The sequence below is a fragment of the Rahnella sp. WP5 genome, assembly GCF_000745615.1.
Classification (GTDB): domain Bacteria; phylum Pseudomonadota; class Gammaproteobacteria; order Enterobacterales; family Enterobacteriaceae; genus Rahnella; species Rahnella aceris.
In genome coordinates, this window is record NZ_JQJR01000008.1 from 259,622 (window position 1) to 271,594 (window position 11,973).

The window sequence follows — 11,973 nt, forward strand, 5'->3', positions numbered from 1 at the left end:
ATATAAGAAAACATATGGATATGTTAAATAAGGATTTTATTATGTTAACCAAACTGACTTTCAGAAATCTTTCAAAAAGAATGTATTGCATTCCAGGTTTATCGTATTGATTATTATCATCACTGGCGTGTCACTTTGCTGTATTTAGGTTGAGTTCGTTTTGTCTACTGTCACCCGGCGACACTTTTATAAATTTAACCACGCATGAAGGTTTATAATGACGGAAGTAAATGTTTACGGACAAGAATTGGGTCAATCACTCCCCGACTGGCAGCCACGCTCGCTTCCGCAAAGAGTTATACTCAGGGGGCAATATTGTCTGCTTGAGCCGATTGATCTCAAACATAGCCGGGATTTATTTGACGCCTGGCACAGTATCGATGACGAACGTGACTGGACATACTTTCATATTAAACGCCCCATCACGATCAGACAGTGCGATCACTATATCGCCTCACTTGCCGCAAGCAAAGACCCGCTTTTTTACGCGGTGATTAATTTGTCCACGGGTAAGGCCACGGGCTTTCTCGCGTTGCAACGAATGGACCCTGATAACGGATCTGTAGAAATTGGCTGGGTTAACTGGTCACCACTTATGAAACGGACCTTGTGCAGCACAGAAGCCATATTTCTTTTACTCTCTTACATCCTGGAAACACTCCAGTATCGCCGGTGCGGTTGGAAGTGTGACAGCCTGCATCAGGCCGCCATCAGTGCGGCTGAAAGACTTGGATTTACCTATGAAGGTACGCTCAGACGGACACAAGTCTCGAAGGGGCATAGCCGTGACATCCGCTGGTACTCCATTATTGACGAGGAGTGGGATGGGATCCGTCGGGCCATGGAAAGTTGGTTAAGCCCTTCCAACCTTGATGACCGTGGAAAGCAAAAGTATCCGCTGGCAGAGTTTATGCCTCACCCGTAGCAGGTAAATGGGGAGAGACCAAAACCAATCCTGATGCAGACTATAGCCTTCGTCTGCATCGGGCGTTTTTCGTGTAGATCCGCTGATTCATCAGCAGCCTATCCGGTTGCCGGGATTATTTTTAACTACATCTTTACCGTATGTCCGGCACAGATAAATGCATCCTCCCGGGCTTTTTCAGGCTGATTTCGGGTATTAAGTTAAATACAGATGATGAATGCCATGATTATTTTCACGCATGAAATATCTGGCGGCACATCACATGGCGAACAATTACACTATAAGGGCTGCAACACGCCTTTGTGTAAGCAAGGCTTGATTTATGTCTACGCGTAGTGGCCCTGAAAGGCGTAGGCTACCGTTTTTCCGGTGAAGGAATACCGGGTTAATATCCATTCTTCTGTCAGGTGATTTACATCCTATGAATACTTCAGGAAGACGCCATATCAGGCCTTTCAGCGCACTGATAGACGCCTGTTTTCGTGAAAAATATACGCTTCAACGCTTACTCAAAGATGCCATTGCTGGCGTCACCGTGGGGATCATCGCCATCCCGCTGGCCATGGCGCTGGCCATTGGCAGCGGTGTACCGCCGCAATACGGGCTGTATACGTCGGCCATTGCCGGGATTGTCATCGCTGTTTTCGGCGGATCACGTTTCAGTGTTTCCGGCCCGACGGCGGCGTTTGTTGTTATTCTCTATCCAGTCTCACAACAGTTCGGCTTGTCCGGTTTATTGCTGGCTACGCTGATGTCTGGTTTTATGCTCCTCTTCATGGGGCTGGCGCGATTTGGCCGGTTGATCGAATACATACCGCTGCCTGTCACGCTCGGCTTTACGTCCGGTATTGCGATCACCATCGGCACCATGCAATTTAAAGATTTCTTTGGCCTGACGATGGCAACGGTGCCGGAACATTATCTGAGTAAAGTTGCGGCGCTGGTCATGGCGCTGCCAACGCTGGATATCGGCGATGCCGCGATAGGGATTGTGACGCTCGGTATATTAATCCTCTGGCCAAAACTGGGATTGCGCGTGCCCGGCCATCTTCCGGCTCTGCTGGCGGGTTGCGCGGTGATGGCCATTTTCATGCAGGCAGGACACCCTGTCGCCACCATCGGTTCACGCTTTCACTTCCTGCTGCCTGACGGTTCGCAGGGCAACGGCATTCCGCCTATTTTGCCGCAATTTGCCCTGCCGTGGACTCAATCCGATGGCAGCGGACTGAGCTGGTCTCTGGTGCAGGCGCTGCTCCCCGCTGCGTTTTCCATGGCAATGCTGGGCGCGATTGAATCGTTGCTGTGCGCCGTGGTGCTCGATGGCATGACCGGCAAAAAACACCATTCGGATAACGAACTGATCGGTCAGGGTATCGGCAACATGGTCAGCCCTTTCTTTGGCGGCATCACCGCTACAGCGGCGATTGCGCGTTCCGCGGCTAACGTTCGCGCCGGTGCAACATCTCCGGTCTCGGCCATTATTCACTCGCTGCTGGTGATCCTCGCCCTGCTCATTCTCGCGCCGTTGCTTTCATGGCTGCCCCTGGCGGCGATGGCGGCGTTATTGCTGATGGTGGCGTGGAATATGAGCGAAGCGCATAAAGTGGTGGATTTACTGCGCCGTGCACCGAAAGACGACATTCTGGTGATGCTGACCTGCATGAGCCTGACGGTACTGTTCGACATGGTGATTGCGATTACCGCAGGTATCGTGATGGCGTCGCTGCTGTTTATGCGCCGTATCGCCAAACTCACCCGCCTGACGGAAGTGATGGCCGACATACCGGAAGATACGCTGGTGCTGCGTATCAATGGCCCGCTGTTCTTTGCTGCGGCGGAACGTATCTTCAGTGAATTGCAGGTGCGCAGCGAAGGCAAGAAAGTGATCATTCTGGTATGGGATCGCGTTGCCGTACTCGATGCCGGTGGCGTCAGTGCATTACGCAACTTCATCAATACCTTGCCGGAAGGCACAGAACTGCGAATCGCTGAGATCCCTTTCCAGCCGCTGAAAACCCTGGCCCGCGCCAGAATGCAGCCGGTGGAAGGCAAACTGAGTTTCCACAGTTCTTTGCACGACGCGTTATAAACCTGCGCGGTAAACGGAAAAGGCGACCCGGAGGTCGCCTTTGTTTTATCTGAATAGGTCAGATTACTTGCTGGTATCGAGCGCCGGGAAGCTTTTCACCAGATCGTCGATGGCTTTCATCTGAACCAGGAACGGTTCCAGTTTATCCAGCGGCAAGGCTGACGGACCGTCGCATTTCGCGTGAGCCGGATCTTCGTGCGCTTCGATAAACAGACCGGCGATACCTACCGCCATACCGGCACGAGCCAGTTCAGCGACCTGAGCACGACGACCGCCAGAAGCAGCGCCGAAAGGATCACGGGTTTGCAGTGCGTGAGTCACGTCGAAAATCACCGGATGACCGCCCGTAGCATTGATCATCACATTCATGCCCAGCATGTCGACAACCAGATTGTCATAACCGAAGTTGCTGCCGCGATCGCACAGAATCACCTGATCGTTGCCGCCTTCTTTAAATTTGTCGACGATGTTGCCCATCTGACCAGGGCTGACGAACTGTGGTTTTTTCACGTTAATCACTGCGCCGGTTTTCGCCATGGCTTCAACCAGATCGGTCTGACGCGCCAGGAATGCAGGTAACTGGATCACATCAACCACTTCAGATACAGGCTGCGCCTGCCAGGATTCATGCACATCGGTGATGATTTTCACGCCGAATGCTTTTTTCAGCTCCTGGAAAATTTTCATACCTTCATCCAGGCCCGGACCACGGTAGGAATGAATAGATGAGCGGTTGGCTTTATCGAAAGACGCCTTAAACACGTAAGGAATGCCGAGTTTCTGCGTCACAGTGACGTAATGCTCGCACACACGCATCGCCATATCGCGCGATTCCAGTACATTCATCCCGCCGAACAATACAAACGGCAGATCGTTGGCGACTTTGATGTCCTGAATGCTAACCACTTTATGTTTCATGCTTTGGCCTTTTTAGTGATAAATCTTTCACCCGAAATAACATAACTCATTGTTCTGTCATAACTTTGCGGGTGTGACGTAAGGTAAGTATAAATTAGTGCAACGTAACTTGTTTGTGCTCAATCGAATGGATCTGCACTTTAATCACTTCTGAAATCGGGTCTTCCGGACACTGCTCAACAAAATAATTGAGATCAGAAATCGCCACATGATCGCATTCCAGCTGAGCATAAATCAGCCCGCGATCGCGGATTTCATAGGGGTCTTCCGGGTCAAACTGCAATACTGTTTCACTGGCGCGCAGAGCCAGTTCGAACTGTTTTTCTTCCATCAGCGCGGCTTTCAGCGTATCAAGCATTTTGCGGACGATCAGCGTGTTTTCCGCTTCTTCCAGATCGTCATCTTCTATTTCCGCCATTACGCCCAGATTGCCTTTCAGCCATACGCTGAGCATATGCTCATTGAGCGTATCGCCGTTGATCGGATTAAGCAGCCACATTTCTTCGTCGAGCCAGTCAGCACGCAAGATAAGTTGAGTGGGGAAAATCACCGGCATCAGCGGCAAACTCAGTTCATGGGCAATGTGCAGAAAAATCACCCCCAGTGAAACCGGTGTGCCCTGACGCGAAGACAGCACTTTGTCGATCCAGATAGCATCAGACAGACGATAAACGCCGCCAGCGCCCCCAAAACCCCAGGTGCGGTAAAACAGTTCAATCAACACTTCGAGCTGCTGATCCTGATCAAGCTCTTCAGGAACGACACGGCGGGCTTCATCGACCAGTGACTGTAACTGGTGGCGAACGTCGTCCGCATTGAAATCGAAACGCACGGCTTCCGTTACTTTGATCACCCCGGTACTGAGCCGGGCGGTGTTAAATTCAAAATCAGCAAGGGTACTCATAGTTATCCCATTAGCAGCGGTATTTTCGTCAGCGCCAGTTTAAGAATCAGATACAGGCAAGCGAGCGCCAGAATAAAGGCCAGCCAGCGGATGTTCTGACTGACTGGTCGCTTGCTCAGGGCCACAAAACCCAGCGCGATATAGATAATAACGCCAAAAATCTTTTCGGTCAGCCAGGTTCCCTGAGGGCTGAACGGATAAAAGTGTGTGATGAAGATAAGCGAAATACCACTTAATAACAGCACTGTATCCACAATATGGGGAACAGTCTTCACCCAGCGTTTCTGCATCATAGCAGAACCTGCCCATTTCCAAAAAAATCGTAAAACAAACAATGCAATACTCAGGGTTATAGTGAGCAGATGCAGATTCTTGATCCAGACATATGCCATTGTCCGTTTCCTTTGAAATTTAAATTCTAACCAATTGATTTTCTTCTGATCCGTGTAGCGGCTCCCACTGCCCGAGGCTGACACGATCGTTATCACCATAATCTTTTACCGTCGCGATATGCTGATAACCGGCATCGCGCAATAACGCCTGCACGTCAGTCGCCTGCTGCCAGCCATGTTCGAGCAGTAACCAGCCGCCTTTGTGAAGATACGCGGGTGCCACCTGAATAATATGCGCCAGATCAGCCAGACCGGCATTTTCTGCCACCAGCGCGCTGGCGGGCTCAAAACGTACATCACCCTTCGCCAGGTGCGGATCGGCGGCATCGATATACGGCGGATTACTGGCTATCAGCGCGAAACGTTCACCGGCTACCGGTGAAAACCAACTGCCCGGCAAAAATCGTGCATTCAGGATATTCAGCTTTTGCGCGTTGTGTTGGGCAAGGCGTACAGCATCCGGTTGCAGATCGACACCGGTAACCTTGCAATCCGGGCGTTCACTGGCCAGCGCCAGTGCAATCGCACCGGTTCCTGTGCCGAGATCCAGTATGCTGACGGGTTGAGAAGGCAGACGGATCAACGCCTGTTCCACCAGGCATTCGGTATCAGGGCGGGGAATTAATGTCGCGGGAGAAACAGACAGTGGCAGCGACCAGAATTCTCGCTCGCCAGTCAGATAGGCAACCGGTTCGCCCTGCTCACGTCGCGCAAGCAGAATTTCCAGTTGTTGAAGTTGTCCGGCTGTCAGCAGCGTTTCGCCAAAAGCCATAATAAAAGTTCTTGCCCGGCCGGTCACAAAACCGAGCAAAATTTCAGCATCCCGCTTCGGGCTTTCACCCGCAGCAAGACGGCAGGTGGCATCACGCAGCCAGGACTGAAAATCCATCAGTCCTGCTCAGATAGCGCGGCGAGTTGATCGGCCTGATATTCCTGCACGATCGGCTGGATCAGACTGTCCAGTTTACCTTCCATCACTTCATCCAGACGGTAAATCGTCAGGTTGATGCGGTGATCGGTAACACGCCCCTGCGGGAAGTTGTAGGTACGGTTGCGATCAGAACGGTCGCCACTGCCGAGCAGGTTACGGCGCGTCGAGGCTTCTTCTGCCTGACGTTTTGCCACTTCCGCAGCACGGATACGCGCGCCCAGCACGGACATCGCTTTGGCTTTGTTTTTGTGCTGTGAACGTTCATCCTGACATTCCACCACAATACCGGTTGGAATGTGGGTAATTCGAATCGCGGAATCCGTGGTGTTAACGTGCTGTCCGCCAGCGCCGGATGAGCGGAAAGTATCAATGCGCAAATCGCCGGCGTTGATTTCCGGCAGTTCGGCTTCCGGAATTTCCGGCATCACGGCAACGGTACAGGCAGAGGTATGAATGCGCCCCTGAGATTCGGTTTCCGGTACACGCTGAACGCGGTGGCCGCCTGACTCAAATTTGAACTGGCCGTAAGCGCCCTCGCCACTGATTTTGGCGATCACTTCTTTATAACCGCCGTGTTCGCCTTCGCTGGCGCTCACGATCTCTACACGCCAGCGACGCATTTCGGCGTAGCGGCTGTACATACGGAATAAGTCACCGGCGAAAATAGCCGCCTCGTCACCGCCGGTTCCTGCACGAATTTCCAGGAAACAACCGCGTTCATCGTCCGGATCTTTTGGCAGTAACAGAACCTGCAATTTTTCTTCGAGTTCTTCGATATTAGCTTTGCACTCTTTGATCTCATCCTGCGCCATTTCGCGCATCTCAGGATCGTCGAGCATCATCTCAGCAGTTTCTAAATCTTCCTGTGCCTGACGCCAGGCAAGAAAACATTCAGAAACAGCCGTTAACTGTGAATATTCGCGGGAAAGACTGCGGAATTTATCCTGATCGGCAATGACGCCGGCATCGCCAAGCATCGCCTGCACTTCTTCGTGGCGCTCTTGTAACGCTTCCAGTTTGGCAACAATAGAAGGCTTCATGCGTGGTGTTTAACCCTGTGAGAAAAGGAGAACTATTGCTGACCCAGCCCGAGGCTGTCGCGTAAAATTTGCAAACGCTCCACATCACCGTCGCTGGCTGCCTGTTGCAGAGAACGGGTTGGTGCGTGAATAAGGCGGTTTGTCAATTTGTGGGCTAATTCATGGATCACCGCTTCGACGTCAGCGCCCTGCGCAATGGCGGCAAGAGCTTTTGCTTGTGCGTCGGCGCGAATAATATCAGCACGCGAGCGATAATCACGAATAATTTCAACGGCTCCCTGCGAACGCAGCCAGGCCATGAAGTTTGAACTCTCCTGCTCAACGATAGTTTCAGCCTGAATGGCCGCCGCTTTGCGTTGTGCAAGATTGTTTTGAATGATGCTGTGCAGGTCATCGACGCTGTACAGATAGGCGTTCGCCAGTTTGCCGACTTCCGGTTCGATATCACGCGGAACGGCAATATCCACCATCAGCATCGGCTGGTTACGGCGGGCTTTTAACGCGCGCTCGACCATGCCTTTACCAATAATCGGCAGCGGGCTGGCGGTAGAACTGATAATAATGTCCGCTTCAGCGAGACGGGAATCGATATCCTGCAGACTGATCACTTCTGCGTTCACTTCCGTCGCCAGCACCTGCGCACGTTCACGCGTACGGTTGGCAATCATCATGTGGCGGACATTATGCTGATGCAGATGACGCGCCACCAGTTCGATGGTTTCACCCGCACCGACCAGCAAGACGGTTAGCTCAGAAAGGGATTCGAAAATCTGGCGTGCCAGAGTACAGGCCGCAAACGCGACAGAAACGGCGCTGGCGCCGATATCAGTTTCAGTACGCACACGCTTGGCCACGGAGAAAGATTTCTGGAACAGACGCTCCAGTTCACCGGAAACCGCCCGTCCGTTTTGCGATTCGGCGAAGGCTTTTTTAACCTGCCCCAAAATCTGCGGCTCGCCTAACACCAGTGAATCCAGTCCACTTGCCACGCGCATCAGATGGCTGACGGCTTCATTATCATGATGCCAGTACAGGCTTTTGCGCACTTCATCTTCACTCAGATGATGATAATCGCATAACCACTTAACCAGTTGCTCCTGCAGGTTTTCCTGTTGCTCAACGCTCAGATACAGCTCAGTGCGGTTGCAGGTAGACAACACGACACCGCCCTGCACCAGCGGTTGCTGGAGCAGACTGGAGAGCGCCTGATCGAGGGTCTCGGGTGAAAATGTTACCCGTTCACGCAGAGACACCGGGGCGGTTTTGTGGTTGATACCTAATGCAAGCAGGGTCATAGGGAGAGCGATTATCGGCTTATACTTTATAATAGTATGGGTTTACGTCTGTTGGGCATTCTACAAGATGCGCGAGATCAATAAAAGGCGAACAGCATCTTCGGTTAAATCCTTTTACACATCAGCATTGTCCCAAAACCTTTCAATCGCCGATCATCTGCACAGGGTTGAGATCACCCCTCGCGCGGGCTGTGCTAAACTGACGCACGCCACATTTGCCCTGGCATCCCATTTCGCCAAAGCACAAAGGATTTTATCTGTTATGCCAATGCGTAAAGCACACTTTGTTCGCCTTCTTCCTCTTGCAAGCTTAGTCCTTGCCGCCTGTTCGATTAACGCGCCGAAAGGCCCGGCGACCAGCCCGACTTCACCGCAGTGGCGTGAACACGAAGCTCAGGTTAAACAACTCGAGCATTATCAGACCCGCGGTTCTTTCGCTTATCTTTCCGATAAACAGAAAGTCTATGCCCGCTTCTTCTGGCAACAATATTCCCCTGACAGCTACCGTTTATTGCTGACCAATCCGCTGGGCAGCACGGAAATGGAATTAAAAGTGCAAAGCGGTATTGCGCAGTTGACCAACAATGAAGGCAAGCATTACACCAGTGATAATCCGGATGACATGATCCAGAAACTGACCGGTATGTCGATTCCGCTGGCTAATCTGCGTTTGTGGATGCTCGGTTTGCCGGGTGACGGCACCGATTTCACCCTCGACAGTCAGTACCGCCTGTCACAAGTTAAGTTCACGCAGAACGGAAAACCAGGCACCGTGGTGTATCAGAGCTATGACGAGGATGCCAAACCGTCCCTGCCGCAGCGTCTGGAAATGACCCAGGGAGAACAGCGTATCAAGCTGAAAATGGATAACTGGACGCTAAACTGAGATGACGCAGCAATGGTGGCCTTCTCCGGCTAAACTCAATTTGTTCCTTTATATCACCGGCCAGCGCCCGAATGGCTACCATGATCTGCAGACACTGTTTCAGTTTGTGGATTACGGTGACAGCCTGAGTTTTAAAGTCCGCGACGACGGCGATATCGTGCTGACCACGCCAGTTGAAGGCGTAGCAGATGACGAGAATCTGGTGGTACGCGCCGCCCGTCTTCTGCAACAGCACGCGGGCACGTCTCAGGGGGCAGACATTACCTTGCAAAAACGAATTCCAATGGGCGGCGGTCTGGGCGGCGGTTCTTCCAACGCCGCCACTGTGCTGGTGGCACTGAATGCGATATGGAATTGCGGCCTTTCTGATACCGAACTGGCTCAGATGGGTGTGACGCTGGGCGCGGATGTGCCGGTCTTTGTGATGGGCCATGCTGCCTTTGCTGAAGGGATTGGCGAGATTTTGCAGCCGGTCGAACCGGCGGAAAAATGGTATCTGATCGCCCATCCGGGTGTCAGCATTGCGACGCCGGTGATTTTCAGCGATCCGCAACTGACCAGAAATACACCAAAACGCACTGTAAATGTGCTTTTAGACACGCCTTACGCAAATGATTGCGAACCGATTGCGAGAAAACGTTTTTACGAGGTTGAACAGCTACTTTCTTGGCTGTTAGAATACGCGCCGTCGCGACTGACCGGAACGGGTGCCTGTGTGTTTGCGGAATTCGACACCGAGTCTGCCGCCCGTCAGGTTTTAGACAAAACACCATCGTGGAGTCGGAGTTTTGTCGCACAAGGTGTTAATATCTCGCCGTTGCACCGTTTTCGTGACGTCTGGTTGAGAACTGCGGGCAAAGCGTAGAGAGTCACGGTAGTTTTGTGTCTGTTCTTTGCCAGCCAATTATTCAACAGATTTAAGTAGTAAGATTTAGAAGTATCGTGAGCATAATGCTTTGGTACCGCTCACCGCCCGGTGGTGCCAAAAGCCAATGTCTTCCCTGGACGCAAGCCTGAGGTTCTTCTCGTGCCTGATATGAAGCTTTTTGCTGGTAACGCCACCCCGGAACTAGCACAACGTATTGCCAACCGTTTATACACCAGCCTTGGTGACGCCGCCGTCAGTCGTTTCAGTGACGGTGAAGTAAGCGTGCAAATTAACGAAAATGTACGTGGCGGAGATATTTTCATTATCCAGTCCACCTGCGCGCCTACTAACGATAACCTGATGGAACTGGTCGTAATGGTTGATGCCTTACGCCGCGCCTCCGCTGGTCGTATCACAGCCGTTATTCCTTACTTCGGCTATGCACGTCAGGATCGCCGGGTGCGTTCTGCCCGTGTGCCTATTACCGCTAAAGTTGTTGCTGACTTCCTGTCCAGCGTCGGTGTTGACCGTGTTCTGACTGTAGACCTGCATGCAGAGCAGATTCAGGGCTTCTTCGATGTCCCGGTAGACAACGTGTTCGGCAGCCCTATTCTGCTTGAAGACATGTTGCAACAGAACCTGGAAAACCCGATTGTGGTTTCTCCGGATATCGGCGGTGTTGTTCGTGCCCGTGCTGTGGCAAAACTGCTGAACGATACCGATATGGCTATCATTGATAAACGTCGTCCACGCGCAAACGTTTCTCAGGTGATGCATATCATCGGTGACGTCGCTGGTCGCGACTGCGTACTGGTTGATGACATGATCGATACCGGCGGCACGCTGTGTAAAGCGGCCGAAGCACTGAAAGAACGCGGTGCTAAACGCGTATTCGCGTATGCCACCCACCCGATTTTCTCCGGCAATGCAGTGGAAAACATCAAAAACTCCGTCATCGACGAAGTGATTGTCTGTGACACCATCCCGCTCTCCGCTGAAATCCGTGCACTGAAAAAAGTGCGTACCCTGACCCTGTCAGGCATGCTGGCTGAGGCTATCCGCCGCATCAGCAATGAAGAATCCATTTCTGCGATGTTCGAGCATTAATCATTATGCCCCTGTTTTCAGGGGCATTTTGTTTTGACAGAACCTGAAATGCAAAAACCGTTATCGTGTGAGCGACAACGGTTTTTTTATTACCAAAGAAGCCAGATTACAGCCTGATAAACTCAGAAATGACGGTGTGACTTACCGTTCGTGCAGCGGGAATCAAAATGACGAACCCACCAGTACCTGTCTGCAACACGCTCCTGTCCACCGACTCTGGCTCCCGCCAGCCATAAAATGGCACCGACGAAGATGCTACCAATTGCGCCATGCGCTAAAAATTGTGGTAACCCCAGTTCAGGCATCTGATTCAGGATGGAATAACCAACACCACCGACCATTGTGAGCAAACCGAGTCCCATCAGGCCATTGCCGATTATTCTTGCGGTTTTACGTTTCATAAGTCACCTCCAGTTGTCGATAGTCTTAGCATCACTGCTGTCTTGTCTTTTCCTGCCTTTAACTATAGACGTCCCATCCGGTTCACTTTGCGGTCACGATCACAGACAGAGAACATTGAATGACAAATCTTTACGTTTTCCAGTCAGATACGTTCGGAAAGTGAATAGTCAGACACGTAAACTATTCAAAATCTGGCACATCAGGCGGGTTTGCCCT

At 51.8% G+C, this 11,973-nt stretch carries 12 protein-coding genes; 5 read left to right on the plus strand and 7 right to left on the minus strand.

Annotated elements, in window-relative coordinates:
• Positions 1-217: 217 nt before the first annotated feature.
• Positions 218-925: a GNAT family N-acetyltransferase gene (locus EX31_RS07285; protein WP_037034062.1), complete on the plus strand. Its 708-nt coding sequence runs from the start codon at positions 218-220 to the stop codon at positions 923-925.
• 421 nt (positions 926-1,346) lie between these two features.
• Positions 1,347-3,014: a C4-dicarboxylic acid transporter DauA gene (dauA, locus tag EX31_RS07290; protein WP_037034063.1), complete on the plus strand. Its 1,668-nt coding sequence runs from the start codon at positions 1,347-1,349 to the stop codon at positions 3,012-3,014.
• A 63-nt stretch (positions 3,015-3,077) separates the two neighbouring features.
• Here the strand turns inward: dauA and kdsA are convergent, their stop codons facing one another.
• From kdsA to hemA, 6 genes are all read right to left on the minus strand, one after another.
• Positions 3,078-3,932, minus strand: coding sequence for a 3-deoxy-8-phosphooctulonate synthase (kdsA, locus tag EX31_RS07295; protein ID WP_015689950.1), 855 nt, complete (start codon positions 3,930-3,932; stop codon positions 3,078-3,080).
• Positions 3,933-4,026: 94 nt separating this feature from the next.
• Positions 4,027-4,836 (minus strand): invasion regulator SirB1, encoded by an 810-nt coding sequence (sirB1, locus tag EX31_RS07300; protein WP_013575584.1) that lies wholly within the window; start codon positions 4,834-4,836, stop codon positions 4,027-4,029.
• A gap of 2 nt (positions 4,837-4,838) precedes the next feature.
• A complete protein-coding gene (locus tag EX31_RS07305) occupies positions 4,839-5,228 on the minus strand; it encodes a SirB2 family protein (protein ID WP_037034064.1) in 390 nt (129 codons plus the stop codon).
• Positions 5,229-5,247: 19 nt separating this feature from the next.
• Positions 5,248-6,117 carry a peptide chain release factor N(5)-glutamine methyltransferase gene (gene prmC / locus EX31_RS07310; RefSeq protein WP_037034065.1) on the minus strand — a complete coding sequence of 290 codons (870 nt, stop codon included), beginning with the start codon at positions 6,115-6,117 and terminating at the stop codon, positions 5,248-5,250.
• The gene (gene prfA / locus EX31_RS07315; protein WP_013575587.1) at positions 6,117-7,199 is read right to left on the minus strand and encodes a peptide chain release factor 1; all 1,083 of its coding nucleotides are present in this window, start codon (positions 7,197-7,199) and stop codon (positions 6,117-6,119) included. Before prfA ends, prmC begins: the two co-directional genes overlap by 1 nt.
• Positions 7,200-7,231: 32 nt before the next feature.
• Entirely contained in the window at positions 7,232-8,494 is a 1,263-nt protein-coding gene (gene hemA, locus EX31_RS07320; protein ID WP_013575588.1) for a glutamyl-tRNA reductase, read from the minus strand.
• A 262-nt stretch (positions 8,495-8,756) separates the two neighbouring features.
• On the opposite strand from hemA, the gene lolB reads away from it, so the two are divergent.
• The 3 genes from lolB to prs all read left to right on the plus strand — a co-directional run bounded on the left by lolB (position 8,757) and on the right by prs (position 11,355).
• The gene (gene lolB / locus EX31_RS07325; RefSeq protein ID WP_013575589.1) at positions 8,757-9,380 is read left to right on the plus strand and encodes a lipoprotein insertase outer membrane protein LolB; all 624 of its coding nucleotides are present in this window, start codon (positions 8,757-8,759) and stop codon (positions 9,378-9,380) included.
• A gap of 1 nt (position 9,381) precedes the next feature.
• Entirely contained in the window at positions 9,382-10,245 is an 864-nt protein-coding gene (ispE, locus tag EX31_RS07330) for a 4-(cytidine 5'-diphospho)-2-C-methyl-D-erythritol kinase (protein ID WP_013575590.1), read from the plus strand.
• 162 nt (positions 10,246-10,407) lie between these two features.
• Positions 10,408-11,355 (plus strand): ribose-phosphate diphosphokinase, encoded by a 948-nt coding sequence (prs, locus tag EX31_RS07335; protein ID WP_013575591.1) that lies wholly within the window; start codon positions 10,408-10,410, stop codon positions 11,353-11,355.
• 122 nt (positions 11,356-11,477) lie between these two features.
• On the opposite strand, the gene ychH is transcribed toward prs, so the two are convergent.
• Positions 11,478-11,756 (minus strand): stress-induced protein YchH, encoded by a 279-nt coding sequence (gene ychH, locus EX31_RS07340; protein ID WP_037034066.1) that lies wholly within the window; start codon positions 11,754-11,756, stop codon positions 11,478-11,480.
• Between the last annotated feature and the right edge of the window lie 217 nt (positions 11,757-11,973).